Annotated in this window: 24 protein-coding genes and 1 riboswitch; of the genes, 10 read left to right on the forward strand and 14 right to left on the reverse strand. The window is 59.6% G+C overall.

Going from position 1 to position 25476, the window contains the following annotated elements:
* Positions 1-17: 17 nt before the first annotated feature.
* The 4 genes from Q0Z69_RS00215 to Q0Z69_RS00230 form a co-directional block, all read right to left on the reverse strand.
* Entirely contained in the window at positions 18-488 is a 471-nt protein-coding gene (locus Q0Z69_RS00215; protein ID WP_298028617.1) for a small multi-drug export protein, read from the reverse strand.
* Between the two features lie 67 nt (positions 489-555).
* Complete coding sequence (locus Q0Z69_RS00220) at positions 556-1377, reverse strand: hypothetical protein (RefSeq protein ID WP_298028620.1); 822 nt, start codon at positions 1375-1377, stop codon at positions 556-558.
* Positions 1371-2066, reverse strand: a complete 696-nt coding sequence (locus Q0Z69_RS00225) for an ABC transporter ATP-binding protein (RefSeq protein WP_298028622.1) — start codon at positions 2064-2066, stop codon at positions 1371-1373. The genes Q0Z69_RS00220 and Q0Z69_RS00225 overlap by 7 nt, the downstream gene beginning before the upstream one ends.
* On the reverse strand, positions 2047-2439 hold the full coding sequence (locus Q0Z69_RS00230) for a GntR family transcriptional regulator (RefSeq protein WP_298028624.1): 393 nt from the start codon (positions 2437-2439) through the stop codon (positions 2047-2049). Before Q0Z69_RS00230 ends, Q0Z69_RS00225 begins: the two co-directional genes overlap by 20 nt.
* A gap of 141 nt (positions 2440-2580) precedes the next feature.
* Between Q0Z69_RS00230 and Q0Z69_RS00235 the strand changes: the two genes are divergently transcribed.
* A complete protein-coding gene (locus Q0Z69_RS00235) occupies positions 2581-2802 on the forward strand; it encodes a helix-turn-helix domain-containing protein (protein WP_298028626.1) in 222 nt (73 codons plus the stop codon).
* A 68-nt stretch (positions 2803-2870) separates the two neighbouring features.
* Here Q0Z69_RS00235 and Q0Z69_RS00240 read toward each other — a convergent pair whose 3' ends face one another.
* The 3 genes from Q0Z69_RS00240 to Q0Z69_RS00250 all read right to left on the reverse strand — a co-directional run bounded on the left by Q0Z69_RS00240 (position 2871) and on the right by Q0Z69_RS00250 (position 5950).
* Positions 2871-3713 (reverse strand): HAD-IIB family hydrolase, encoded by an 843-nt coding sequence (locus Q0Z69_RS00240; RefSeq protein WP_298028628.1) that lies wholly within the window; start codon positions 3711-3713, stop codon positions 2871-2873.
* A 132-nt stretch (positions 3714-3845) separates the two neighbouring features.
* The gene (locus tag Q0Z69_RS00245; RefSeq protein ID WP_298028630.1) at positions 3846-5093 is read right to left on the reverse strand and encodes a stage 0 sporulation family protein; all 1248 of its coding nucleotides are present in this window, start codon (positions 5091-5093) and stop codon (positions 3846-3848) included.
* Positions 5090-5950, reverse strand: a complete 861-nt coding sequence (locus Q0Z69_RS00250; RefSeq protein WP_298028632.1) for a DNA polymerase III subunit delta' — start codon at positions 5948-5950, stop codon at positions 5090-5092. The genes Q0Z69_RS00245 and Q0Z69_RS00250 overlap by 4 nt, the downstream gene beginning before the upstream one ends.
* 118 nt (positions 5951-6068) lie before the next feature.
* A riboswitch (TPP riboswitch) is annotated at positions 6069-6186 on the forward strand.
* A gap of 100 nt (positions 6187-6286) precedes the next feature.
* Here Q0Z69_RS00250 and thiT point away from each other — a divergent pair.
* On the forward strand, positions 6287-6847 hold the full coding sequence (gene thiT, locus Q0Z69_RS00255; protein ID WP_298028634.1) for an energy-coupled thiamine transporter ThiT: 561 nt from the start codon (positions 6287-6289) through the stop codon (positions 6845-6847).
* Between the two features lie 358 nt (positions 6848-7205).
* The gene (gene ppdK / locus Q0Z69_RS00260; RefSeq protein WP_298028636.1) at positions 7206-9836 is read left to right on the forward strand and encodes a pyruvate, phosphate dikinase; all 2631 of its coding nucleotides are present in this window, start codon (positions 7206-7208) and stop codon (positions 9834-9836) included.
* 78 nt (positions 9837-9914) lie between these two features.
* On the opposite strand, the gene Q0Z69_RS00265 is transcribed toward ppdK, so the two are convergent.
* Positions 9915-10109 carry a hypothetical protein gene (locus tag Q0Z69_RS00265; protein WP_298028638.1) on the reverse strand — a complete coding sequence of 65 codons (195 nt, stop codon included), beginning with the start codon at positions 10107-10109 and terminating at the stop codon, positions 9915-9917.
* A gap of 56 nt (positions 10110-10165) precedes the next feature.
* Between Q0Z69_RS00265 and Q0Z69_RS00270 the strand changes: the two genes are divergently transcribed.
* From Q0Z69_RS00270 to Q0Z69_RS00285, 4 genes are all read left to right on the forward strand, one after another.
* Positions 10166-10303, forward strand: a complete 138-nt coding sequence (locus Q0Z69_RS00270; protein ID WP_298028640.1) for a hypothetical protein — start codon at positions 10166-10168, stop codon at positions 10301-10303.
* 198 nt (positions 10304-10501) lie between these two features.
* On the forward strand, positions 10502-10867 hold the full coding sequence (locus tag Q0Z69_RS00275) for a hypothetical protein (RefSeq protein WP_298028642.1): 366 nt from the start codon (positions 10502-10504) through the stop codon (positions 10865-10867).
* Between the two features lie 2 nt (positions 10868-10869).
* On the forward strand, positions 10870-14076 hold the full coding sequence (locus Q0Z69_RS00280) for a site-specific DNA-methyltransferase (RefSeq protein ID WP_298028643.1): 3207 nt from the start codon (positions 10870-10872) through the stop codon (positions 14074-14076).
* A 3-nt stretch (positions 14077-14079) separates the two neighbouring features.
* Positions 14080-17298 carry a DEAD/DEAH box helicase family protein gene (locus Q0Z69_RS00285; RefSeq protein ID WP_298028645.1) on the forward strand — a complete coding sequence of 1073 codons (3219 nt, stop codon included), beginning with the start codon at positions 14080-14082 and terminating at the stop codon, positions 17296-17298.
* A 157-nt stretch (positions 17299-17455) separates the two neighbouring features.
* On the opposite strand, the gene groL is transcribed toward Q0Z69_RS00285, so the two are convergent.
* From groL to Q0Z69_RS00310, 5 genes are all read right to left on the reverse strand, one after another.
* Positions 17456-19081 carry a chaperonin GroEL gene (gene groL, locus Q0Z69_RS00290; RefSeq protein ID WP_298028648.1) on the reverse strand — a complete coding sequence of 542 codons (1626 nt, stop codon included), beginning with the start codon at positions 19079-19081 and terminating at the stop codon, positions 17456-17458.
* A gap of 183 nt (positions 19082-19264) precedes the next feature.
* On the reverse strand, positions 19265-19549 hold the full coding sequence (groES, locus tag Q0Z69_RS00295; RefSeq protein ID WP_298028650.1) for a co-chaperone GroES: 285 nt from the start codon (positions 19547-19549) through the stop codon (positions 19265-19267).
* Positions 19550-19712: 163 nt separating this feature from the next.
* On the reverse strand, positions 19713-20639 hold the full coding sequence (locus Q0Z69_RS00300; RefSeq protein ID WP_298028653.1) for a diacylglycerol kinase family protein: 927 nt from the start codon (positions 20637-20639) through the stop codon (positions 19713-19715).
* 10 nt (positions 20640-20649) lie between these two features.
* The gene (locus Q0Z69_RS00305; RefSeq protein WP_298028655.1) at positions 20650-21303 is read right to left on the reverse strand and encodes a hypothetical protein; all 654 of its coding nucleotides are present in this window, start codon (positions 21301-21303) and stop codon (positions 20650-20652) included.
* Between the two features lie 6 nt (positions 21304-21309).
* Positions 21310-22419, reverse strand: coding sequence for a class I SAM-dependent RNA methyltransferase (locus tag Q0Z69_RS00310; RefSeq protein ID WP_298028657.1), 1110 nt, complete (start codon positions 22417-22419; stop codon positions 21310-21312).
* 453 nt (positions 22420-22872) lie between these two features.
* Between Q0Z69_RS00310 and Q0Z69_RS00315 the strand changes: the two genes are divergently transcribed.
* The 3 genes from Q0Z69_RS00315 to Q0Z69_RS00325 all read left to right on the forward strand — a co-directional run bounded on the left by Q0Z69_RS00315 (position 22873) and on the right by Q0Z69_RS00325 (position 24806).
* Complete coding sequence (locus Q0Z69_RS00315) at positions 22873-23073, forward strand: helix-turn-helix domain-containing protein (protein WP_298028660.1); 201 nt, start codon at positions 22873-22875, stop codon at positions 23071-23073.
* A 126-nt stretch (positions 23074-23199) separates the two neighbouring features.
* Entirely contained in the window at positions 23200-23862 is a 663-nt protein-coding gene (locus tag Q0Z69_RS00320; RefSeq protein ID WP_298028662.1) for an NfeD family protein, read from the forward strand.
* Positions 23862-24806 (forward strand): SPFH domain-containing protein, encoded by a 945-nt coding sequence (locus tag Q0Z69_RS00325; protein ID WP_298028664.1) that lies wholly within the window; start codon positions 23862-23864, stop codon positions 24804-24806. Before Q0Z69_RS00320 ends, Q0Z69_RS00325 begins: the two co-directional genes overlap by 1 nt.
* A 40-nt stretch (positions 24807-24846) precedes the next feature.
* Here the strand turns inward: Q0Z69_RS00325 and Q0Z69_RS00330 are convergent, their stop codons facing one another.
* Positions 24847-25416 carry a DUF305 domain-containing protein gene (locus Q0Z69_RS00330; protein ID WP_298028666.1) on the reverse strand — a complete coding sequence of 190 codons (570 nt, stop codon included), beginning with the start codon at positions 25414-25416 and terminating at the stop codon, positions 24847-24849.
* Positions 25417-25476: the final 60 nt, after the last annotated feature.

Below are 25476 nucleotides of genomic sequence, written 5' to 3' on the forward strand. Positions count from 1 at the left end.
ATACGCTCCTTCTCCGGTCAAAACAGCCGGATCAATCCCATGGTCAAAAATGTGATGAGCATCCCGGCCACCACCAGCCCCAGGAAAATAGCGGGGATGGCGTGGCGCATCCGGATGTCCAGCACCGAGGCCACCAAGGCCCCGGTCCATGCTCCGGTCCCCGGCAGGGGGATGGCCACCAGGATCACCAGGCCCAGCAGGCGGTATTTCCGCACGATGCGTCCCTTCAGGTGGGCGCGGCGCTCCAGCCAGTCGATCTTGGGTCCAAAAAAGGCTGTCCCCCGCAGCCAGTCCGCGATGCGGCGGGCCAGCAGCATGATGAAGGGTACTGGCAGCAGGTTTCCCAGTATGGCCGCCACACAGGCCACGGCGGGCGGCAGCCCCGCGGCGACGCCCACAGGGATAGCTCCCCGCAGCTCCACCACCGGCACCATGGCGGTGCCGAAGGTCATCAGCAGTTTTCCAAACGCAGTCTCCAAAAAGGGCATACATTCCTCCAAAACAGGATGCACGAGCCGGGGCACGCCCACGGCCCGTGCAGGTGTTAAGGACATTTTACTCCAGATTCAGGCGCTTTTTCAAGAAGAACGTGGTGACGGCGTAGAAGATGGCGCCGTAGATTACCGTCAGCACGATGCAGAAGATCAGCACCGCGTGCATGGCGGCCACGCCGTTGAACTGCGGCAGGAAGTTTGTCAGGAAAACATCCAGCCCGGTGCCATCCGCCAGGATCACCAGCATGGAGCCCAGGAACTGTATCACGAACTGGAAGAGGAAGAACATGCCCACGGACCAGACCATCTTGTGGTTGGCAGAGCTGTGGCCCACCGCCAGAGCGGCGTAAAATTGCAGGCACATGGCGCAGCTGCCCAGGAAGCACAGCACGATCCCCTCCACCGCGAAGGCAGTGCCGTTGGCGATGAAATAGGCGTCCTCCCGCATAATCCCCCGGAAGATGTCTCCTATGAAGTGGAAGAACTCATCAACGAACTCTACGTTGAAGGCCACGATGCAGCAGGCCAGAATGATCATCAGCACCGTGGCGGCGAACCACACGGCGGAGACGATCAGCTTGCTCCAGATCTGCTGATGCACGGACACCGGCAGGGTCATCATCACATAGCCCTCGTCCTGCAGCAGGTTCTTATAGAACCGCTGGACCATGACCACCATGCTCATGACACAGACCGCCACAATGGCAATGGCGAAAGCCATCACCAGCAGCACGCCCAGCACATCCAGGATGCGGTATTCCGTGGACAGCAGGCCCCGGGTGGTCAGATTGGCGCCGAAGGACGTCACGATCAGGATCAAATACAAGGGCAGCATGATCCGCCCGGTGGCACGGAACTCGTGCTTCATCAATTTTCTCAGCATCTGAATACCTCCCGGAACAGCTCATCCACGCTCATGCCCTTCTCCTCCCGGATCTGATCCACGGAAGACTGGAGCACCATGCGGCCCTGGTTGATGAAGATGACCTCGTCCAGCACCTTCTCCACATCGGAGATCAGATGGGTCGAAATGACCACCGCCGCCTCCGGATTGTAGTTTCCGATGATGGTGGAGAGGATGTAATCCCGTGTGGCGGGGTCCACACCGCCAATAGGCTCATCCAGCAGATACAGCTTCGCCGCCCGGCTCATCACCATGATGAGCTGCACCTTTTCCCGGGTCCCTTTGCTCATCTGCTTGATGCGCTGCCCTGCCTGGATATTCAGGTGGGCCAGCATCTCCTCCGCCGCGTCCCGGCGAAAATCGGCGTAAAAATCCTCATAGAAGTCCAGCAGCTGTCTGGCGGACATCCAGGTGGGAATGGCCGTCCGCTCCGGCAGGTAGCTGACGCAGGCGTGGGACTCCTTCCCCGGCGCCATGCCGCACACCAATATCTCGCCGCTGCTGGGAGTCAGCAGGCCGTTGGCCAGTTTGATGAGAGTCGTCTTGCCGCTGCCGTTGGGCCCCAGCAATCCCACGATGCGGCCTGGCTCCACAGTGAAGCTCACCTGATCCAGCGCCGGAACACGGCCGTAATTCTTGCAAAGGTCTTTACACTCCAGAATCGACATGTGTCATACCCTCCTCTCCCGACTCCTGCCGCAGCAGGTCAATGATCTCCTCCCGCTGGAAGCCCAGCCGGAGCATGGCCGTCAAAAACGTCTTGAGATGGCGCTCCGCCAGGCTCCGTTTCGCCTGTTCGATCATGTTCTTGTCCTCCGTCACAAATCTGCCCGCGGTCCGCTGGGTATACACCAGTCCGTCCCGTTCCAATTCCATCAGCGCCCGCTGCATAGTGTTGGGATTCACCCCAGCCTCCGTGGCCAGATCCCGCACCGACGGCAGCCGCTCCCCCGGTGGGAACGCGCCGGAAACGATCCCCACCTTGATCTGCTGGATCAGCTGGGTATAGATAGGCGCGTCATTTGAAAAGAGCCACTTCAAGGAATACACCTCCCGTTTTTTCTTGTACTATCCGTCTAGTACAGTAACACAAAAACGGTGGATGTGTCAAGTTTAGAACAAATTATTCAAAAAGTTAATAGAACGATTTGTTCTATCGTATCCTAACCATAGGTGATGACGATGTATCAGCGGATACGGGACCTGCGGGAGGACCACGATCTGACCCAGGCACAGATGGGCGAGGTAGCCGGCGTCTCCCAGCGGACCTACGCCTATTACGAAAGCGGCCAGAGGATGCTGCCGCCCCAGGTGCTCTGCGCCCTGGCGGACTTTTACCATGTCAGTGTGGATTATCTGCTGGGACGAACCGACCAGCAGACCCCCTATCCCTCCAAAAAATGAAGCCGGCCTGTAGGGCCGGCCTTTTTATACGCTTTTCCGCGGTGTGCAGCGCCTATCGGTACGGGTTCTTAATACCGCCTGTCCAGGATCGCGACCACGTCCGCCAGGGCGCTTTCCCGGGCGTCTGATACGATGGTGGCGCCGCTGGAGCGCACCGCCTCCGCGCAGTTGGCGGGGGCGAAGCCCTCCGCCGCGATGGTCAGCATGGACAAGTCGTTGGCCTCGTCACCCACGCAGTACATATGATCCATGGAGATGCCCAGCCGCGCCGCAAGGCGGCGGACCATGCCGCCCTTGTCCGCGCCCCGAGCGGTCATCTCCAACAGGGTGTCCTGAGAGAAGATCAGCTCATAGTCCTCCGCCCAGCCTTGGGCGGCCAAATAGTCCCTCACGGCTTCCAGCACGGCGTGATCTGCCTCGAACAGCAGCTTGCCCAGCGGCAGGGGCACATCCAGCAAAGAAGGGGCCTCCGTCACACCCACCTTTGTCAGATGTTCATGCCGGCGGGTTATCTCATTGGGGCGGACGGCGTGGATCACATTGTCGATATGATAGGCCTCCACCGCCACGGGCAGAAAGCGGTCCAGCACCGCCTGGCCACGCCGGCGGGCGGGATCGTCCAGCATGGCGGTCTCCAAATAGGCACCGGCGGCAAAGTCATACAATCCCGCGCCATTGCACACCACGCCGGGCGCGTTCATGGGGACCATGTCCGCATATCGGATAAAGGCGGCCAGGGCACGGCCCGTAGCGATGGAGAAGGCCCCGCCCTCCGCCATAAAGTACTCCAGCGCCGCCCGGTTCTCCGCCGACAGCGGCGGCACCGGAACGCCGGTGCGGAGGGCCTCCTCCGTATAGATCAGTGTGTTGTCAAAATCGCTGGCCAGCAGCACGCCGCTGAATTTTCCCATGGACCGGTCTCCTTTCCCCCATCGTCGCCATTACTGAACTGCCCGCCGCCCGCGGCGCGGGCGGCGGGCAGTCTTCTGTTTCCAAAAACGCTCACATCAGGAATTTCCAGGCCCTCAGCGCCTCTCTGCCGTTTATTCGCTCTTCGGGCCGCTCTCGCCGCCCTTGTTCCGGCGGCGTCCGCCGCGATGATGGGGCCGGTGGCGGCGCTTGGTCTCCCCACCTTCGGCCTTGGCCTCCAGCCGGGGCTGCTTGGGCTCCTGTTGCTTAGGGGCCTGGGGCTTTGAAGGCCGGGACTTCTGCTGCCCCTTTTTCTCCTCGCCGCCCTTGGACTGCTCCGGCTTGGTCCCGTCGGCGGCCTTTCCGCTCCGGCGGCGTCCGCCCCGGTGGCGGCGGCGGGGCTTTTCGCCCCCTTCGGTGCCCATCCTCTCCCGGGTCGGAGCGTCCTCCAGGTAGGCGTCCATGTGATAGTAAGGCGTAGCCAGCACTGGAGCCATGAATTCCTCTTCCTCCAGCTCCTCCACATAGCGGGCAGGGCGCTCCGGGATCTCGATGCCCTCCCGGCTGCCCTTGCCGTTCCGCAGCACACAGATCTCGCAGTTGTGATAACACTTCAGCGGCTCCGGCGCGCTGTCCAGGCTGACCTTCACCGTCTCCCGCAGCAGATCCACGCTTTTCACGTTGCCGGGACCGTCGGGAGTCTGGACAAAGCTCTCCGCCTTGGGCATCCGCTTGGCGGCGTCCTCATAGGCGTTCTGCTCGTATTTCAAACAGCACATCAGCCGACCGCAGGTGCCGGAGATCTTGGTGGGATTCAAGCTGAGATTCTGGGTCTTGGCCATCTTGATAGAGACGGGCAGGAAGCTGTCCAAAAACTGGGAGCAGCAGAAGGGCCGCCCGCAGATGCCCAAGCCCCCGATCATCTTGGCCTCGTCCCGCACACCGATCTGCCGCAGTTCGATCCTGGCTCGGAACACGCCGGCCAGGTCCCGCACCAGCTCCCGGAAATCGACCCGGCCGTCGGCGGTGAAATAAAAGATGATCTTGTTGCCGTCGAAGCTGGCGGAAACGTTCACCAGCTTCATCTCCAGACCGTGCTCCGCGATCTTTTTTTCGCAGATGTCAAAGGCCTCGCTCTCTTTTTTCTTGTTGTGCTCCACGGCACGGCGGTCATTGTCGGTGGCCATCCGCAGCATGGCGCACAGGGGCTTGACGATGGCAGAATCCTCCACCTCGTGGTTGCCCTCGGTGCAGGTGGCAAATTCCGGGCCTTGGGCGGTCTCCACGATCACCTGGTCGCCCATCTTCACCTGGACCCCTTTGGGGTCAAAATAATAATTCTTGCATCCGCCCCGAAAACGGACGCTGATTACTTCTGTCAAAGGATACCCTCCAATTCCGCTGCCAGGGCGCCCAGCACGTGGCCGGGGCCTACGTTATAGACACACTCGCCCTGATACTTCCGCAGCACTTCTATTGTGGACATGATTTGGTTTTTTGTCAAGTTTTTCGCGAGAAATGGCGCTATTTCCCTGTCCGTTTCCTCCGGGGGCCGTCCATAGAGCAGCAGCAGCGCCGACGCAAAGGCCGCCCCGGCCCGGTCCAGCATGGCGGACAGGTCCTCCCGGGCCAGGCGTTTTTTCTCCAGCCGCGCCGCCAGCTCCGCCGCCGCGCCCCTCCGGCGGCTGCCGATGGCCCGGCACAGCTCCTCGCCCGCCGCCGAGGTCTCTCCGGCAGGCTCCTCCACCGGACGGAGCTTCAGCTCCACACAGCGGGAGCGCAGGGTCTGCAATACCGCCGCCCCGTTTTCCGCGCAGAAGAGGAACGCTGCGTAGGGCGGTCCCTCCTCCACGATCTTCAAAAGGACGTTCTGGTCCTGCTCCGTCAGCAGGGCGCAGTCCGGAAAGAGATAGACCTTCCGCCGCCCCTCGTTGGGCCGGATATAGGCGTCCGCGCGGATCGCCCGTACCACGTCCACGGCGATGTTCTTATGCTGCTCATCCCGGACCGTCACCACGTCGGGATGGATATCCGCCAGTACCTTCCGGCAGGCGGGGCACTGCCCGCAGGGACGTTTCCCCTCCGCCTCGCACTCCATGGCCGCGGCGGCAAAGCGGGCGGCGGCAAGGCGGTCGCCGCCGCCTGTCAGCAGCAGCGCGTGGGACAGCGTCCCCCGGGCAGCCGCCTCCCGGACCCGGACGGCGGCAGGATCGCTCTCAGGCAGGCCGAACAGGCTCATAGCGGCACTTCCTTTCTGGTTTTTTTCGATTTTACCATAAAAACGGCAAAAAAGAAATACAGATTTTCTATTGACATTTTCCTGTTTTTTGCATATGATTGCACTTGAACCGCATGACAATCGAACACAGGGGCGCTGGGAGCTGATTCCTGGCTGAGATGCAGAGGCGGCGCCGCCTCCGGTCCCTTGAACCTGATCCGGGTAATGCCGGCGTAGGAAGTGAGCACGTCGCTCGTTTTTCCATACCGCAAGCCCGTTCGGTGGCTTGCGGTATTTTTTGATCCCCGGCGGGCAGCAGGCCTTCCGCTCCGCCGCGGATGCTCAGGAGGTATCTTTATGCAGAACAAATCGCACCTGCGGGTCCGGATGCTGTGCGAGGGCGCGCTCATGGTGGCCCTGGCCCAGGTCCTCAGCTATGTGAAGCTGGCCGAGGCCCCCAACGGCGGCTCCATAACCCCCGCCATGTTCCCCATCCTCTTTTTCGCCATCCGCTGGGGCTGGCGCTCCGGATTGATGGCTGGCTTCGTGTTCGGCCTTTTGCAGCTGATCTTCGATGGGGCCTACGCCTGGGGCTGGCAGTCCATGCTGCTGGACTATCTGGTGGCTTTCACGCCTCTGGGCCTGGCTGGACTGTTCAAGGGTAAAAAGTGGGGCCTGTTCGTGGGTACTGTGGTGGGCTGTTTCGGCCGCTTCATTGTCCACTATATCAGCGGCGTCACCATTTATAAGATCGTGGCCCCCACAGAATTCCTGAACTGGACCTTCTCCAGCCCCTCCCTCTACTCCCTGGTCTACAACGGCTCCTACATGCTGCCCAACACCCTCATCGCCCTGGTCTTGGCGGCGGTGCTGTACAAGCCCCTGCAAAAATATATTCTGGGACAGGACCTCCGCTGAAGCGTGCCTGCGTACGATTTGTCCGTGAATCGTCAAAACACTCTACATACCTTGGCGAATAGCAGCTTTGACTGACTGGAAAAAGCAGGATATTCGAACAGCGGCTGCTCCGAAATAGGCTTCAGATTTTAATCGTTTACCTGCAAACAGGACCTTCTTCGGAAGGCCCTGTTTGATTTTTATACAAATTTGCCATGATTTCGTTGAAATGGCGGAATTCAGAAGCCTTTTCTTATCATATTTATGCATTGTTTTCCTGATATCTTCCGATTATAATATTATCGTCACTTTGTGCAAACGTTTAAACTAGTTAGCTTTTCTGCCTTTTGGCAGCGACAAAAAATACGGAGGAATGAAAATGAGCAAAAAGTATTGTTACCTGTTCACCGAAGGCAACGCCAACATGCGCGAACTGCTGGGCGGCAAGGGCGCCAACCTGGCCGAGATGACCAACATTGGCCTGCCCGTTCCCCAGGGCTTCACCATCACCACCGAGGCCTGCACCCAGTATTATGAGGACGGCCAGAAGATCAACGACGAAATTTTTGGCGAGATCATGGAGTACATCGAGAAGATGGAAAGCATCACCGGCAAGAAGTTCGGCGACATGGAAAATCCTCTGCTGGTCTCCGTCCGCTCCGGCGCCCGGGCCTCCATGCCCGGCATGATGGACACCATTCTGAACCTGGGACTGAATGAGACTGTGGTGGACGTGCTGGCCAAGAAGTCTGGCAATCCCCGCTGGGCCTGGGACTGCTATCGCCGCTTCATCCAGATGTACTCCGACGTGGTCATGGAAGTGGGCAAGAAGTACTTTGAGCAGCTCATCGACAAGATGAAGGAAGAGCGCGGCGTGACCCAGGACGTGGAACTGACCGCCGAGGACCTGAAGGAGCTGGCCGGCCAGTTCAAGGCTGAGTATAAGTCCAAGATCGGCCAGGACTTCCCCTCCGACCCCAAGGAGCAGCTGATGGGCGCCGTGAAGGCCGTATTCCGCTCCTGGGACAATCCCCGTGCCAACGTTTACCGCCGCGATAACGACATCCCCTATTCCTGGGGCACCGCCGTCAACGTCCAGTCCATGGCTTTCGGCAACATGGGCGACGACTGCGGCACCGGCGTGGCCTTTACCCGCAACCCCGCCACCGGCGAGAAGAAGCTGTTCGGCGAGTTTTTGACCAACGCCCAGGGCGAGGACGTGGTGGCCGGTGTTCGCACCCCCATGCCCATCGCTGAGATGGCTGAAAAGTTTCCCGAGGCCTTCGCCCAGTTCGAGACTGTGTGCAAGACCCTGGAGGATCACTACCGCGACATGCAGGATATGGAGTTCACTGTGGAGCACGGCAAGCTCTATATGCTGCAGACCCGCAACGGCAAGCGCACCCCTGCCGCCGCTCTGAAGATCGCCTGCGACCTGGTGGATGAGGGGCAGATCTCTGAAAAGCAGGCCGTGGCCATGATCGAGCCCCGCTCTCTGGACACCCTGCTGCATCCCCAGTTCGACCCCGTGGCTTTGAAGCAGGCCGCCGTTATCGGCAAGGCTTTGGGCGCTTCTCCCGGCGCCGCCTCCGGCAAGATCGTTTTCTCCGCCGAGGACGCCAAGGAGTGGGCCGCCCGCGGTGAGAAAGTAGTCCTGGTCCGCTTGGAGACCTCTCCCGAGGACATTGAGGGCATGAAGGCCGCTCAAGGCATCCTGACCGTCCGCGGCGGCATGACTTCTCATGCTGCCGTCGTGGCCCGCGGCATGGGCAAGTGCTGCGTCTCCGGCTGCGGCGATATCAAGATGGACGAGGAGAACAAGAAGTTTGAGCTGGCCGGCAAGACCTATGTGGAGGGCGACTGGATCTCCCTGAACGGCTCCACCGGCGACATCTATGACGGCGCCATCCCCACCGTGGACGCCACCATCGGCGGCGAGTTCGGCCGGGTCATGGGCTGGGCCGACAAGTATCGCCGCCTGCAGGTCCGCACCAACGCCGACACGCCCCACGACGCCGCCCAGGCCCGCAAATTCGGCGCCCAGGGCATCGGCCTGTGCCGCACCGAGCACATGTTCTTCGAGGGCGACCGCATCCGCGCTATCCGCCGCATGATCTGCTCCGATACCGTTGAGCAGCGCGTCGCCGCTCTGGCCGTGCTGGAGCCCATGCAGCAGGGCGACTTTGAAGGCATCTATGAGGCCATGGAGGGCTGCCCCGTCACCATCCGCTTCCTGGATCCCCCCCTGCACGAGTTCGTCCCCACCGAGGAGCACGATATCGCTCTGCTGGCCGAGGATCTGGGCAAGTCCGTTGAGGACATCAAGGCCATCATCTCCTCCCTGCATGAATTCAACCCCATGATGGGCCACCGCGGCTGCCGTCTGGCTGTCACCTATCCCGAGATCGCCGCCATGCAGACCCGCGCCGTCATCAAGGCCGCGCTGGCTGTTCAGGCCAAGCATCCTGACTGGAACATGGTCCCCGAGATCATGATCCCCCTGGTGGGCGAGGTCAAGGAGCTGAAGTACGTCAAGAACGTGGTCGTGGAGACCGCCGACGCTATTATCAAGGAGGCCGGTTCCTCCATGCAGTATAAGGTCGGCACCATGATCGAGATCCCCCGCGCCGCCCTGACCGCCGACGAGGTGGCCAAGGAAGCCGACTTCTTCTCCTTCGGCACCAACGACCTGACCCAGATGACCTTCGGCTTCTCCCGCGACGATGCCGGCAAGTTCCTGGGCGCTTACTACGACAAGAAGATCTATGAGAGCGATCCCTTCGCCAAGCTGGACCAGACCGGCGTTGGCAAGCTGGTGGCCATGGCCGCCAAGCTGGGCCGCTCCACCAATCCCGACCTGCACCTGGGCATCTGCGGCGAGCACGGCGGCGATCCCTCCTCCGTGGAGTTCTGCCACCGCACCGGCCTGGACTATGTGTCCTGCTCCCCCTTCCGCGTGCCCATCGCCCGTCTGGCTGCCGCCCAGGCCGCCATTAAGGACGCCCAGTAATCTCCTCTGTACGCAAAAACACGGTGTATCGCAAGATACACCGTGTTTTTTTATGCGGTTCCAGGCTGCTTTACGCCTTTACGCCGCCGGAGCTTCTGCCCCGGTCTCTGCCTCCGTCTCTGTTGGGACTGTCTCTGCCGGGATCTCTGCTCCGTTCTCCACCGGGATATCTGTCCCCGCTTCTGTCGGAGCCTCCATCCCGGCCCCCATTGGAGCCTCGGTCTCCTCTGGGGCCTCTTCCTCCGCCGTGGCGGGCGGCGTTCCCTTCCGCACGGCCTGCACGACCCAACGGGTCGCGTGGCCGTTGCCGGTGCAGCGTATCCCAGTTCGTGCTGATGCTGCCCCAGTCCAATTATGAAAACAGCTGCATGGTCTGCGAGCGGGTCATCCGCGCCTTCAACCGGCAGTACCCTCACGCTCCCCTGCATCTGCGCTATTCCGTGCAGCCGCTGGAACCGAATTTGTGAGCGCGCCGGCGGACCAAAACTGTCCGCGCCTGACAAAGCGGACAGCCAAAATCTCCTTTGCGTCATGCAAGCGTCCCCTCGCTGTGAGGGGACGCTCTTTTTTATTGTGGGACATTTTCCCGAAAAACGCTTGTGGAAACTTATAAAGTATGTTAGTATATTTACAAACATACTTATATGAAGGGAGGAGGACCGCGGATGGGAAAGCGGAAGCGGGAAATATCCGAGTTCGGCGCGTACCTTGTGAAAGCCATTGACGACGCCGGGATGCAAAAGACCGACTTCTATACGGCCGTGGGGATCAAGAAACCCTACTTTTATGAAACGCTGACGTCCGCCCCTCCTCCGCGGGACACGCTGGAAAAAATGGCGGAGGTCCTGGAGCGCCGCCTCCCTTCGGATGAGGACCGGCGGGGCGCTCTTTTCGATCTGGCAGCCAAATACAGGCGGGAGATCCCTGCGGACATTTACGACCTGATCCGGGAGCATCCGGAGCAGTGGGACCATATCCGGGCCGCTCTGGTAACGCTGCTGGCCGATCCCAAATCAACGACAGGAGTTTGACTATGAACGAGAGACTGGATCGCTTTTCAGCGCTGCTGAAGCAAATATTTGAGCTGGACAAATCCGACCTAGACTTTGGCATTTACCGTGTCATGAACCTCCGCAAGGCGGAAATCGAAAAATTTCTGACCGACCGTCTGCCTCAGATGGTGCGGGAGACCCTTGCGCCCTTTGCCCAGGACAGCAGGGAAAAGATCCGCGCACAGATGGCGGAGATCGAAAAAAGTGCCGCCGCCATGGGCCTTTCCGCGGAGGCGCTCCCCGAGTCCGCGCCCACAGGGCAGAAATACCGCGCGCTTCAAAAGGCCCTGACGGAGGGGGCGGACCTCACCGCTCTGGAAACGGATGTGTACTCCGCGCTGTACACCTTTTTCAGCCGTTATTATGAGGACGGCGACTTTATCTCCAAGCGCCGCTATAAGGAGGGCGTTTACGCCATCCCCTACGAGGGAGAGGAGGTCAAGCTGTACTGGGCGAACCAGGACCAGTACTATATCAAGACCAGTGAGAACTTCAAGGACTATACCTTTGTGTTCGACGGGATCACCGTCCACTTCCGCCTGGTGGACGCCACCACCGAGCAGAACAACAATCAGGAGAGCAGGGACAGCAAGCGGGTCTTTATGCTCTTTCAGGAGGATGAAGAACGCCATCCGGGCCTCAAGACCTTTGAATATGACGCGGCGGCGGGGGAGATCGTCATCCGCTTTGTCTATGACATCCCAGCGGATAAGAAAAAGCGGTACACGGAGGAAAATTACGCGGCCATCACCAATTGGCTGCTCTCTCTCCGCCGCGCAGAGCTGAATCCGCTGCTGACTCCGATCCCCATCGGCAAGGGCAAAGAGATCACCACTCCGCTGGAAAAGCATCTGAAGGGCTATGTGGCGAAAAACACCTTTGACTACTTTATCCACAAGGATCTGCGAGGCTTCCTGAGCCGGGAGCTGGATCTATACATCAAGAGTGAGATCATGCATCTGGAGGACCTGGATACTAGTGACGAGACCCGGGCTGAGACCTACCTTGCAAAGCTTAAGGCCATCAAGCGCGTTGGAGCGGTCATCATCGACTTTCTCGCCCAGATCGAGGATTTCCAGAAAAAGCTGTGGCTGAAAAAGAAATTCGTGGTGGAGACCAATTGGTGCGTGACCCTGGATAAGATCGGCGAGGACTTTTGGCCGGAGATCGCCAAAAACACGGCGCAGATCCAGGAGTGGACCGCCATGTACGCCATTGACGAGGCGGAGGGCTGGAGCGACCCGCCCACGGTGGAATTTCTGCGGCAAAACCAGAACCTGCCGGTGGATACCGCCCACTTTTCAGGCGCGTTCAAGGACGCTCTGCTGGAGAGCATCGGCGATCTGGACGCCCAGACCAGCGGCGTTTTGCTGCACTCGGACAACTATCAGGCGCTCCGCCTGCTGCTGGAGCGCTATCGCGGCCGCGTCCAGCTGACATACATCGACCCGCCATACAACACGGACGCCAGCAAGATCCTGTATAAGAATGGCTATGAACATTCCAGCTGGCTCTCGCTGATGGAATCCCGGCTGGCGGAAGGGCGGGAATTGATGTGCGAGACCGGCGTGATCGAAGCCGCCATCGACGATTATGAAATGCGGTATCTCAACACCTGCATGGATCAGGTATTCGGCAGCGGCAACGCCATTTCAAACATCGCCATATTGACCAATCCCAAGGGGCGGGATCAGGGCTTTATCGCCCAAGCCCACGATTACACGCTGATATATGCCCGGAACAAAGCGCTGGCGGCCACCAATAACTTTGTCCTCTCCGAGGAGGCGCTGGCCAAAAAATTCGCAAAATCCAAGGACGGCGCTGCGCTGCGGGAGCTGCCGCTGAAGCGGACCGGCACCGGAAAATTCCGGGAAGAGCGGCCCTATATGTATTTCCCCTTTTTCTACTCCAAGGAAAAGGACGAGCTGCTGGTCATTCCCGAGGACCTGTACCGGCAGATCTATGACGCGGCGACAGACAGCTTTGACGACCTCTTTTTGGACCGCGTCATCGCCAGCTATGCGGCGGACGGATATACTGCTATCCTGCCCCTCAGCAGCAAGGGAGAAAAATACCGGTGGAGGTGGGGCTACAAGAGCTGCGCGGCCGGCGTGAAAAACGGCGCCCTGTTCTGCAAAGCGGTGAAGGGCGGCGGATACGCCGTCTATCAGTATGATTTCGCGGACGAGGAGGCGACCCCCAAATCCCTCTGGTTCGGAGAACGATATGACGCCTCGTCCAAGGGCACGAACCTGCTGGAGCAGATCATCCCCGGGAATCCCTTCGATTATCCCAAAAGCCTGTACACCGTGGAGGACAACCTCATCATCGGCTCCAGCGCCGGGGATATCGTTCTGGATTACTTTGCCGGGTCCGGCACCACCGGCCACGCCGTCGTGGATCTCAACCGCCGCACGGAGGATCCTCCCCGCAAATATATCCTGGCCGATATGGGCGAACACTTCAACAGCGTGCTCCTGCCCCGCATGAAAAAAGTCGTGTACGCCCCCGACTGGAAAAACGGCAGACCGCAGAGCCGCGGCGACGGCATTTCCCAGATCATCAAATACATGCGGCTGGAAAGCTATGAGGACGCCCTTTCCAATATCCAGCTCTCCGACAACGGCGGACAGCTGGCCTCCCTGCTGGGTGAGGAGTATCTGATCCACTACATGGTGGACCTGGAGAGCCAGGACAGCCTGCTGGACGTGGATGCCTTTTCAAATCCCTTTGCCTATACCATGAAAATAACCGAGAAAAACGTGTGCCAGGAACGGCCTGTGGACCTGTGCGAGACCTTCAACTATTTGATCGGTCTGACGGTGATCCGCCAGACCGCCGTCTCCTGCTATCTCAGCAAGCCGGCGGAGGCCCCCGCCTATGAGGGCGCCGTGGAACTGGTGCGGGATACCAGCGGGCCGTATGCGTTCCGGCGGATCGAAGGGACCCTGCCTGACGGCCGGCGGGCGCTGGTCATCTGGCGGACTGTGACAGATGATATCCTGGCATCCAACGCAGCCCTTGACGCGTACTTTACCGCCTGCCGCAAAAGTGCGGGGGTCCATGACTGCGATGTGATCTTCGTCAACGGAGACAGCAATCTGGAAAATCTGCGAATCGGCAGTGAGAGCTGGAAGGTGCAGATGACCGAGACCGAGTTCAAAAAGCGTATGTTCGAGGAGATGTGAGCCATGGTGAAAAAAGAAGCCCGGCAAGCCCCGTTTGACGACCAGCTGGTTCTGTTCCGCTACTTTCTGCATGAGCTGCGGCTGGATTCCCTCAGCGCCCTCAGCGAGAAGCTGAACAGCACGGAGCTGGAAGGCGTAGACGAAAGCGGAAACACCTTTTTCTGCAATCACATCGCCCTGGTATGCAGGATGAAAGGCTCCGCCGTCACGGCGGAAAAGCTGCGGCTGTACGACGAGAACATCCGCCGCCACACCCGCCAGATCAGCGAGAAGCGGGGGGCGCTCCGCTGGAAGTACTTTCAATATGTGGCGCTGCTCTTCACAGAAATGTATCTGGACCGGTATTTCACGGACGCGGAGGCGTTTTGCGGCGATCTGAACGCCTGGCTGGCGGAAATACGGAAAAGCTCCCTGGGCCTGATCGATTTTGAGCCATACACGTCTGAAAAGCTGAATAAGCTGGCATTCATGTGCGCCACCGGCAGCGGCAAGACCCTGCTCATGCACATGAACATCCTGCAATACCTGCATTATTTCAAGCGCGCCAGGCGGCTGAACAGCAGGCTGGCCATCAACAAGGTGATCGTACTGGCGCCCAACGAGGGCATGAGCAGCCAGCACCTGGAGGAGCTTGCGCTCTCCTCCATCTCCGCCGCCCTGTTTGAAAAGGACTTCGGCATCACGGCCCGCAGCAGCGATGTGATCGTCATCGACATGAACAAGCTGAAGGAGGAGGGCAAGGTCAAAACCGTATCTGTCGACAGCTTTGGACAGAACAATCTGGTGCTGGTGGACGAGGGCCATCGGGGCCTTTCCGGAAACGCGTGGTATGACTACCGCACCCGCCTGTCCGCGGACGGCTTCGCTTTTGAATACTCTGCCACCTTCAAGCAGGCGCTGCGCTCCAATTCCAAAAAGGACGAGGAACGCGCTCTGATGGAGGAGTACGGAAAATCCATCCTCATGGACTATTCTTATAAGTATTTTTACGGGGACGGGTACGGCAAGGACTACCGCATCTACAATCTGCGGAGCGGCATCGACCGGACGCAGCTCCATCTGTACATGGTCGGCTGCCTGCTGACCTTTTACCAGCAGCTCAAGCTGTTTGACGAAAAGCAGGACGAGCTGCAGGCGTTTCTGATCGAGAAGCCCCTGCTGGTATTCGTCGGCAACCGGGTCACCGCCAAGACCTCCAAGGATGAACTGACCGATATGGAAGAGATCCTGGAATTTCTGGATCGCTTCGTCCGGGACCGGGCCGCCGCCATCCATGATATCCGTGCAGTCCTGGAGGATGAGACCGGCCTGATCGACAGCAGCAACAACGAGCTCTTCTTTCAGGATTTTGAAGCGCTGAAGGAATTCTTCGGGAACGCCCCCGATCCGGCGGCCATTTTCGCGGACATTCTGCGTCTGGTGTTCAACGCCGGCGGGAACGTGGACGAGCCGCGCCTGCACATGGAAAACCTCCGGCAGGTGCCTGGCGAGATCGGTCTGAAGATCGGCGGATACGGAGAATACTTCGGCGTGATCAGCGTCGGCGACACCGACGGATTGATCAAAAACTGCGAGAAGAGGGGCATTGCGGCCAAGACGGAGGAATTCGTCTCCGCCTCCCTGTTTCGCGCCATCAACGCCAAGGACTCCAACATCAAGGTGCTGCTCGGCTCCCGAAAATTTACAGAGGGCTGGAACAGCTGGCGGGTCTCCACCATGGGTCTCATCAACTTTGCGAAGGGCGAAGGCTCCCAGGCCATCCAGCTCTTTGGGCGCGGCGTCCGGCTGAAGGGCTACAACGGCTGCTTGAAGCGGTCCCGCAGGCTGGACGTCCATGCAAATGCACCCAGGCATATCGAGCTGCTGGAGACCCTTTCCATATTCGGCGTCAGGGCGCAGTATATGGAGGATTTCAAGAGCTATCTGGAATGCGAAGGTGCGCCTGTCAACGACGGCATCCGGAACTTTGATCTGCCGGTGGTCAGCCGGCCAGTGAAGGACAGAACGCTCTATGTCATCAAGGTAAGAAACGGCGCCAGCTTCAAAAAGCAGGCCCGCCGCCTGGTCCTGGATAAGCCGGACGCAGGCTTTCTGCAATATCTGCTCCGAAACAAAACGACCATCGACTGCCGCAGCAGGATCCAGACCATCGACTCATCGTTTCGCTTTGAATTGAGATCCGTACCTGACGTACTGACCATCCCTGACGAGATGCTCCCCCTGCTGGATCACCGGCGCATCTTTGAGGAATTGGAACAGTACAAAAGCGAAAAGCGGTACTTCAACATCAGCATCCTTCCCAATAAGCTGATGGAGATCCTGCGGACCGCCGGCTGGTATGGTCTGCTGATCCCGCGGGAACATCTGCGGATCGATTCTCTCGCCAAGCTGGAGGCGGCCACAGATTACGCAATCATGGCCCTCAAGTCCTATATGGACAAATTCTTCAAATATGAAAAGGAGCGCTGGGAGGCGCCGCTGCTGGAATATGCCCCGCTGAACATCAATGACCGCAACTTTTTGGGTACGTATCACATCACCTACACGCGGCAGCACCCATGGGACACCACCGGCGACGCCCTGGGGACCTTCCTGGAAGAGACCTCCGCCACGCTCCGCGCATCCAACGGGCTGGGCGCATATAAAAAAGAGGCTCTCCGCGGCAGGATGGTGCTGCTGGACTGCAAGCCCCACCTCTATGCTCCCCTCATCTGCCTTGAAAAGAGCGACCCGCAGATCCAGGTTTCGCCGGATGTGCTCAACCGCGGCGAGATGCTCTTTATGGATCGCCTGAATGCATACACCGACAGCCACAGCGATGAGCTGAAGGAAACGCCGCTGTACCTGCTTCGGAATCAGAGCAGGACCGGCATCGGTTTCTTTGAGGCGGGCAACTTCTATCCCGACTTCATCCTGTGGATCGACACCGCGAAAGTCCAGTATATTTCCTTCATCGACCCAAAGGGCCTGGTGTATGTCAATCCGGACCACTGCAAGGTAGAATTCTGCAAGACCATCAAGGATCTGGAGGCAAGGCTCTCGCCGCCGGCAGGCGGAAAACGCATCGTGCTGAATTCTTTCATCATGTCCGCCACGCCGTCCAGCCTGCTGCACAGCCAATGGGCCATGGATCAGGCCCAGCTGGAGGAAAAGAATGTGTATGCGCTTGACGATCCCTCCTGCGTGGAACGAATGATCCGCAAGATCCTGGGACAAGTCTGACCTTGTGCCGAAACGCAGAACAAGGCCGCCGCTCACTTGCCGTGAGCGGCGGCCTTTTCCTTCTGAATAAACACTTGTTCTAAGTTATTGTCGTAAGCGCAAATCCACCGGTCAGCTTCCGCCGGCCCCAGCGTTCTCAGCGCTTAACGGTCAACTCTTAGTACATGCCGCCCATATCGGGAGCAGCGGGCGCGGGCGCGGGAGGCTCGGGCTTGTCGGCCACCAGGGACTCGGTGGTCAGCACCATGGAGGAAACGCTGGCCGCGTTCTCCAGTGCGGAGCGGGTCACCTTGGCGGGGTCGATGATGCCGGCGGAGACCATGTCGCAGTACTCTTCCTTATAGGCATCGAAGCCGTAGCCGTTCTTGCCGGAGGAACGGACCTTCTCCAGGATCACGGAGCCGTCCAGGCCGGCGTTGGCGGCGATCTGACGGATGGGGGCCTCCAGGGCCTTGGCGATGATGCGGACGCCGGTCTTTTCGTCGCCCTCCACGGTGTCCAGCAGGGCCTCCACGGCGGGGATCACGTTGACGAAGATGGTGCCGCCGCCGGCGACCACACCTTCCTCAACAGCGGCGCGGGTGGCGTTCAGGGCGTCCTCGATGCGGAGCTTCTTCTCCTTCATCTCAGTCTCGGTAGCGGCGCCCACCTTGATAACGGCCACGCCGCCGGAGAGCTTCGCCAGGCGCTCCTGCAGCTTCTCCCTGTCGTAGTCGCTGGTAGTGTTGGCGATCTGGCTGCGGATCTGAGCCACACGGTCCTTGATGGCCTGAGAATCGCCGGCGCCGTCCACGATGGTGGTGTTCTCCTTGGTGACCTTTACCTGACGGGCACGGCCCAGCATAGAGATGTCGGCGGTCTTCAGCTCCAGACCGACTTCCTCGCTGATGACGGTGCCGCCGGTCAGGGTCGCGATATCCTGCAGCATCTCCTTGCGGCGGTCGCCAAAGCCGGGGGCCTTGACGCACACAACGTTCAGCGTGCCGCGCAGGCGGTTGACGATCAGGGTGTTCAGGGCCTCGCCCTCCACATCCTCGGCTACAATGACCAGCTTCTTGCCGGACTGGACCAACTGCTCCAGCAGGGGCAGAATGTCGGCGATGACGGAAATCTTCTTGTCGGTGATGAGGATATAAGCGTCGTCAATGACAGCCTCCATCTTCTCCATGTCAGTGGCCATGTAGGGAGTGATATAGCCGCGATCGAACTGCATGCCTTCCACGACCTCGGAATAGGTCTCGGCGGTCTTGGACTCCTCGATGGTGATGACGCCGTCAGCGGAGACCTTCTCCATGGCGTCGGCGATCAGCTGGCCAATGGCCTCGTCGCCGGAGGAGACGGCGCCCACACGGGCGATGTCCTTAGAGCCGTCCACAAACTTGGACTGCTTCTTCACCTCAGCCACGGCGGCCTCCACAGCCTTGGACATGCCCTTCTTCACCACGATGGGATTGGCGCCGGCGGCCAGGTTCTTCAGGCCCTCGTGGATCATGGCCTGGGCCAGCAGGGTTGCGGTGGTGGTGCCGTCGCCGGCGGCGTCGTTGGTCTTGGTGGAGACCTCCTTGACCAGCTGGGCGCCCATGTTCTCGAAAGGATCGTCCAGTTCGATCTCCTTGGCGATGGTCACGCCGTCGTTGACGATCAGGGGAGCGCCGTACTTCTTATCCAGGACCACGTTCCGGCCCTTGGGACCCATGGTGATCTTGACGGTATCGGCCAGGGCGTTGACGCCGTTTTCCAGAGCCTTGCGGGCCTCGTCGCCGCGCTTGATGAGCTTAGACATAATGATTACCTCCAAAATTTCTTAAAGCGGGGGACTGCGTCCCCCCTTTAGATTCCCCCTCGCCAGTCTGCGAACTGGCGCCGCCCAAGGCGGCTGGGGTCAGGGTATTTTTGCCACGTACGCGCCGCGGAAAAAATAATTTTCATAATTTTCGCCTCTGGCGAAAAAGCTGCTCAAAAACGATTATTCGACGATCGCCAGAATGTCGTTCTGACGAACGACCACGTATTCCACCTCTTCCAGGGTGACCTTGGTGCCGGCATACTGGCTGGTGATGACCTTGTCGCCGGGCTTCACGGTCATGGTGACTTCCTTGCCGTCCACCATGCCGCCGGGGCCGACGGAGATGACTTCCGCCACAGAGGGCTTCTCCTTGGCACTGCCGGTGAGGATGATGCCGCCCTTGGTGGTCTCCTCGGTCTCCACCATCTTCAGGATCACACGATCAGCAAGCGGGGTGAGTTTCATTTGGGTTTCCTCCTTATGATATAAAAAATTATGAAAGCAAATCCAGCGTTAGCACTCAACCTTCTCGAGTGCTAACGCTGTTATCATAGTACAGTTGTCTCAGTTTGTAAAGGGGGATTTTGACAAAAGTTATGAAGAATTTGTAAATGTTCCGGCAATGCCCCTACTGGGCGGTGGCGTTGGGGTCGCAGCCCCTGGGTCCGAAGAAGCTCAGCCGCTTGTCCGCCAGGCGCATGACCACCTGGCGGCCGCGGAAGCACTCGCCGTCCAGGCAGGAGACGATGTCCTCCTCTGCCTGGATGCGGACTTCCCTGGCGGTGGACACCCGGATCAGCTCCTGGGGCAATCTCGCATGTTCTCCGGCAGAATAGGGATTGAAAAGCCGGGCAAAGGTCAGCTTGCTGACATTTTTGATCAGGACCGTATGTAATACGCCGTCGTCCATCCGGGCTTCCGGCACGGGCGTGGAGCCGCCGCCGTAGTAGCGGCCGTTGCACATGGACACCAGGGCAAAATCATCTTCCACCTTTTCCCCATCCAGCCAGACGGTCCAGCGATGGCCGATGGGGCGAAAGAGGAAGTTTACCGCCACTGAGGCCAGATAGCTGCCCCGGCCATTGAGCAGAGGAGAGCTGCTGAACTGGTGAACGCTGTCTGCGACCCGGGCGTCGATGCCGTTGCAGGCGATGGTGACGCAGTACCGCCCATTGCAGTCGATCAGGTCCAGGGAAATCGTCTCCCCATCCCACAAATTTTCAGCATCCCGGAATTTCTCCATATCCGGGCCAAAATTTTTCAGGAAATCGTTGCCTGTGCCGGCAGGCACACAGGTCATGGCAGCGTTGGAAAAGCCCGCGATGCCATTGGCTACCTCGTGGACGGTGCCGTCGCCGCCGCAGGCATAGAGCCGCAGCGGCTGGCCGGTCTCCGCCAGCTTCCGGGCCATGTCCGCGGCGCCGCCGGGCCGGTCCGTCAGCATGCAGGCGCACTCCAGCCCGTGCCGCTCCCGCATCCGGTCCGCCATGGCGTAGATCCGGGCAGTCTGGTCCTTTTTTCCGGCCTTGGGATTGATGATAAAGATGTGGCGCATAGGCGATACCTCATTTATTTGTAAATTGGGAGATCGCGTAAAAGCGGGGAAAGTCCTTCTGCGCCGCCTGCCCGATCTTCACGGATGGGCGGTAGAACTGCCCGTCCAGCTGGAACCGCAGGCCGCGGGAGAGGGCGGAGATCCGTTCCTTCAGCAGCAGGAAGTCCTGATAGCCGGAGAGAGTGGCCGTGGACTGCCAGGTGCTGTCCCCACGGGAGATCTCCTTGGGATAGAACGCCTCATAGCCCACGATGTTTTGGGGAAACTGCACATAGGAGTTCCGCAGGCTGACCCAGTGGCTTTCAGGGTCGATGGTCATGGCGAAGGGAGCCAAGGCGGCGCAGGGTTCCGGAAAGACCGGCAGGAGGAACTGCTGCCCTTCATAGGTGTGCTCGCTGCCGTAGGGACAGCGGGCGAGATCCGTGGTGAGACCGATGTGCCTCATCAAAGGCCAATCCGCCTCATGAGACAGCGCCTCGCCCCGGGACAGCTTGCCGTACAGCCGGCGGTAGGAGGCCAGGAACTCCTCCGCCGGCATCTCCCGGTAGCCCACGGGGACGTGGCAGTTGAATTGCACCAAATGGAATGGCTCCAGCACCTTTGCCAGCTCCCTGGGTGTCAAAATGAAGCGGAAGAAGTTCCATCCCCTGGGCATATATTCCATAACCCGTTACCTCCCATAGAAAAACGCGTCGCACTTCAGCATCCCGTTGTACAGCTTCCGCTTCTTGTCGGCAGGGCGGCCAAAGGCCCGTTCAAATTCCGTGTGGGAGCTGAGGACGATGACCCGCCACTTGGGAGACAGGGCCCGAAGGGCGTGTCCGAATGTTCGGTACAGGTCCTCCGCCTCCTTCTTCTCCAGCAGACGCTCACCGTAGGGTGGATTGGTCACCAGCTGGCCGTATTCGCTGTCCCGGTGGAATTTCCCGGCGTCCGCCGCTTCGAAGCGGACGCAGTCCTCCACGCCTGCCAGCTCCGCGTTGTGGCGGGCCAGCTCCACCGCGGCGGGATCGATGTCGCCGCCCCAGATGTCGTAAGTCCCATGGAACTCCCGGTCCATGGCTTCGTCGGCGGCGTCCAGCCACAGTTTGCTGTCCATGTTCTTCCACTTTTGGGCGGAAAAGCTGCGGTCCAGGCCCGGGGCGCGGTTCTTGGCGATGAGCGCCGCCTCGATGGGGATTGTCCCGCTGCCGCAGAAGGGGTCGCAGAAGGGGTCCCGGCCCCGGTAGCGGGACAGGAGCACCAGGGCCGCCGCCAGGGTCTCCCGCAGGGGTGCGCCCATGTTCCGCGCCCGATAGCCCCGCTTGTAAAGGCCCTCGCCGGAGGTGTCCAGATACAGCGTGGCCACGTCCTTGATGATGGCGAATTGGATCTGATAGCGGCTGCCGCTCTCCGGCAGGGTCTCACAGCCGTAGACCCGCCCCAGCCGCTGGGCCGACGCTTTTTTCACGATGGCCTGACAGGCGGGGACGGAGTGGAGTGTGGAATTCAGAGAGTAGCCCTTCACCGGAAATTCGCCGTCCCGGGGGATGTAGTCCTCCCAGGGCAGGGCCAGCACACCCTGGAACAGGGCCTCAAAGTCCTTGGCGGGAAAACTGCCCAGCTCCATCAGGACCCGGGCGCCGCAGCGCAGGTTGATGTTCAGCCGGGCGATGTCCGCCATGGTGCCCTCACAGTGGACCCGGCCATTCTCCGCCCGGACGTTTTGCAATTGCAGGCGCTTCATCTCATCCGCCACCAGCGCTTCCAGCCCGAACAGACAGGGGACCGTCAGGATCATGAGGCGCACCTCCTTATCAAAGTCAAATATATTGATATTCAGTATAACAGGAAATAAAGAAATGTGCAATGCGTGGGAGAGGCGTTCCGCCGCTCAAAGGAAAAACAGCATTCTTGCCTCAGGCGGCCTGGTGTGATATAATTTATATGATGTGCCGCAGCAAACTGAAATTTGGGAGGCGCAGCATGATATGCCGCCCTTCCATATGACATGAGGTACGGCGACAGCTTCCAATTGATCGGTCATTTCCATTTTGAAGCGCCCGTTCCGCCTGGATTGTAACCAAATTGAAATTCTTTTTCCCATCCGGATATGGTATGATAAAGACGGAGGCTCCACCGACGTGATTTTTAGGCGTGTAAACTTCAAGTTGCCCGTTTTCTGCCGCCGCAAATCAGAGTTGGTGAAATTCAGCGGCGGCCTCTGCTACAATAAAGGTACGGAGGGGATGAGATGGCCTTTGGAGAGCGGCTGCAGGAACTGCGCCGGAGCAATGGAATGACCCAGGAGAAATTTGCCGCCCAGCCGAAGGTCTCCCGCCAGACGGTGAGCAAGTGGGAATCCTGCCGGGGCTATCCCGAGATTGGGAAGATCATCTACATCTGCAACACATACCCTCAGTGGATAAAGGGAAACACGCTTGCCAGCGGTTAAAATCAACGCTGGCGACGTCATTGTCCTAGGTGGGCTATCGCCCGGCAACGAGGATAACACCGCCAGCCGCTCAAGATGCCCCGAAAAACCGCGTTTCCCTTTGTCCACTGAGGGTACGGTGTCAATATGAACGAGCTGTTCGACGAGGAGGTCCCGCGGCCGCGGCAGAATGGCAGGGCAAATATTCCAGCCCCTATCCAAAGCCCCACGCTGAAAACTGCTCTGGCGGATTTTTGCAGCAACTTGTCCCCCTGCAACAAAGGGATCAGATTTGGAACGCTGGCCGCGGCGGCGCTGCTGGTCCTGCTGTTCGTAAGACATGTGAGAGGAGGAACAGACAATATGATGACAATGATATGGGTTGGCGCCATCGTTGTGTTCGGCGTGGTGGAAGCGGTCACGGCGGGCCTGGTGTCTATTTGGTTCGTGGCCGGCGCTCTGGCGGCCATGCTGGCGGCTGTCGGCGGCCTGAGCGTGTTGGCACAGATCGTCGCCTTCATCGCGGTATCGGCCCTGGCACTGGCTGTGACCCGTCCCCTGGTCAGGAAATTCACCACGGGCCGGGCAATCCCCACCAATCTGGACCGGGTTGTCGGAGAGACTGGCAAGGTGACGGAGACCATCGACAATGAAAATTCCACCGGCGCCGTCTATATAGAGGGCAAGACCTGGACCGCCCGCAGCGCGGACGGCGGGGTGATCCCGGCGGAGATGCCGGTCCGCATCGTGAAAATAGAGGGCGTCAAGCTCTTTGTTGAAAAAATAAAAGTGACGGAGGGAACAATATAATGAATTTAGGAACAATCGCGGTCATCATTCTGGTGATCCTGCTGCTGATCCTCATTGTCAGCAACATCGTGGTGGTCCAGCAGTCCCGGGCCTATGTGGTAGAGCGCCTGGGTGCGTTCCGGGCGGTCTGGAACGTGGGATTGCACCTAAAGATCCCGTTTATCGAGCGTATCGCGAAAAAGGTGTCTCTGAAGGAACAGGTGGCGGATTTCGCCCCCCAGCCCGTGATCACCAAGGATAACGTCACCATGCAGATCGACACCGTCATCTATTTTCAGATCACGGACCCCAAGCTCTATACCTACGGCGTGGAGCATCCCATGAACGCCATCGAGAACCTGACCGCCACCACGCTCCGCAATATCATCGGCGACATGGAGCTGGACCAGTCCCTCACCAGCCGTGACATCATCAACTCTCGGATGCGGGCCATCCTGGACGAGGCCACAGACCCCTGGGGCATCAAGGTCAACCGTGTCGAGCTGAAGAACATCATCCCGCCCAAGGAGATCCAGAACGCCATGGAGAAGCAGATGAAAGCGGAGCGGGAGCGCCGCGAGTCCATCCTCCAGGCCGAGGGTACCAAGCAGTCCCAGATCCTGGTGGCTGAGGGTGAGAAGCAGTCCGCCATCCTGAAGGCAGAGGCCGCCAAGGAGGCTGCCATCAAGCGGGCCGAGGGCGAGAAGGAGGCCCGGATCATGGCCGCCGACGCCGAGGCACAGGCCATCATGAAGGTGCAGCAGGCCCTGGCTGACTCTCTGAAGCTTCTGAACGCCGCCGCCCCCAATGACCAGGTGGTAAAGCTGAAGGCTCTGGAGGCCATGCAGAAGGTGGCGGACGGCAAGGCCACCAAGATCATCATCCCCAGCGAACTGCAGGGTCTGGCGGGGCTCGCCGCCAGCGCGAAGGCCGTGTTCGAGAGTGAGGACCCCAAAGCAGAGTAAGCAGCAATTCAAAGGCGCAGGCATTTGCCTGCGCCTTTTTTCAGCAGCTCCTTCGCCTCAGCAGCGCCCGCATCTCCTCCACACCCTTTTCCTGAGAGGAGATGATGGTGCACAAAATAGGCACCAGCTCTGGGCAGACGCCGTATCGCAGAGCGTTTTTTGCCATATGGATAGCCCCTTCATGATGGGGGATCATCTCCCTCATGAAATCCGCCGCGATGTCGCTGACCTCCGCCGCCCCGCCCATCTCCCGGAACATCGTTCCGTAGATCAGGTCCATCCGCCGCTGGTAAAGCGCCAGATCTCCCGGTGGGCTTTCCAGCGCAGCGCAGCGATGCAGGGCCGCCCGCATGGCGGCGATGCCTTGAGTCTGCTCCGTAATGATGCCCTCCGCGATGCGCCGCAGCGCACAGCCGGTGATATGGGGCAGAGCGTTCCGGCTCATTTCAATAGCCGCCTGGTGGTGGGGGATCATCTGAACGATGAAGTTGTGGGAGATGCTGTCCGTCAGTTCCGCGCCAGTCATGGCGCCGATCATATCGTCCAGGATCTGGTAAAAGCGAAGCAGATAGCTCTTTGTCTGCTCCGGCAGGACACACGCAGTCCGCATGATGCCTTCCTCCTTCCCGGAACAGCCTATGCGAAAAAGCGGAGCAAGGTGCGGCAAGCA

It is taken from the genome of uncultured Dysosmobacter sp. (genome assembly GCF_947631165.1).
In the GTDB taxonomy this organism is placed as follows: Bacteria; Bacillota; Clostridia; order Oscillospirales; family Oscillospiraceae; genus Oscillibacter.

Bases quoted from the DNA above. Each gene is read 5' to 3' on its own strand.
- Q0Z69_RS00310 (WP_298028657.1), bottom strand. From the start codon at position 22,419: ATGATCCTGACGGTCCCCTGTCTGTTCGGGCTGGAAGCGCTGGTGGCG.
- Q0Z69_RS00280 (WP_298028643.1), top strand. From the start codon at position 10,870: ATGAACGAGAGACTGGATCGCTTTTCAGCGCTGCTGAAGCAAATATTT.
- Q0Z69_RS00285 (WP_298028645.1), top strand. From the start codon at position 14,080: ATGGTGAAAAAAGAAGCCCGGCAAGCCCCGTTTGACGACCAGCTGGTT.
- Q0Z69_RS00320 (WP_298028662.1), top strand. From the start codon at position 23,200: ATGAACGAGCTGTTCGACGAGGAGGTCCCGCGGCCGCGGCAGAATGGC.
- Q0Z69_RS00300 (WP_298028653.1), bottom strand. From the start codon at position 20,639: ATGCGCCACATCTTTATCATCAATCCCAAGGCCGGAAAAAAGGACCAG.
- Q0Z69_RS00325 (WP_298028664.1), top strand. From the start codon at position 23,862: ATGAATTTAGGAACAATCGCGGTCATCATTCTGGTGATCCTGCTGCTG.
- thiT (WP_298028634.1), top strand. From the start codon at position 6,287: ATGCAGAACAAATCGCACCTGCGGGTCCGGATGCTGTGCGAGGGCGCG.
- Q0Z69_RS00250 (WP_298028632.1), bottom strand. From the start codon at position 5,950: ATGAGCCTGTTCGGCCTGCCTGAGAGCGATCCTGCCGCCGTCCGGGTC.
- ppdK (WP_298028636.1), top strand. From the start codon at position 7,206: ATGAGCAAAAAGTATTGTTACCTGTTCACCGAAGGCAACGCCAACATG.
- Q0Z69_RS00315 (WP_298028660.1), top strand. From the start codon at position 22,873: ATGGCCTTTGGAGAGCGGCTGCAGGAACTGCGCCGGAGCAATGGAATG.
- Q0Z69_RS00330 (WP_298028666.1), bottom strand. From the start codon at position 25,416: ATGCGGACTGCGTGTGTCCTGCCGGAGCAGACAAAGAGCTATCTGCTT.
- Q0Z69_RS00275 (WP_298028642.1), top strand. From the start codon at position 10,502: ATGGGAAAGCGGAAGCGGGAAATATCCGAGTTCGGCGCGTACCTTGTG.
- Q0Z69_RS00220 (WP_298028620.1), bottom strand. From the start codon at position 1,377: ATGCTGAGAAAATTGATGAAGCACGAGTTCCGTGCCACCGGGCGGATC.
- groL (WP_298028648.1), bottom strand. From the start codon at position 19,081: ATGTCTAAGCTCATCAAGCGCGGCGACGAGGCCCGCAAGGCTCTGGAA.
- groES (WP_298028650.1), bottom strand. From the start codon at position 19,549: ATGAAACTCACCCCGCTTGCTGATCGTGTGATCCTGAAGATGGTGGAG.
- Q0Z69_RS00215 (WP_298028617.1), bottom strand. From the start codon at position 488: ATGCCCTTTTTGGAGACTGCGTTTGGAAAACTGCTGATGACCTTCGGC.
- Q0Z69_RS00240 (WP_298028628.1), bottom strand. From the start codon at position 3,713: ATGGGAAAATTCAGCGGCGTGCTGCTGGCCAGCGATTTTGACAACACA.
- Q0Z69_RS00235 (WP_298028626.1), top strand. From the start codon at position 2,581: ATGTATCAGCGGATACGGGACCTGCGGGAGGACCACGATCTGACCCAG.
- Q0Z69_RS00305 (WP_298028655.1), bottom strand. From the start codon at position 21,303: ATGGAATATATGCCCAGGGGATGGAACTTCTTCCGCTTCATTTTGACA.
- Q0Z69_RS00225 (WP_298028622.1), bottom strand. From the start codon at position 2,066: ATGTCGATTCTGGAGTGTAAAGACCTTTGCAAGAATTACGGCCGTGTT.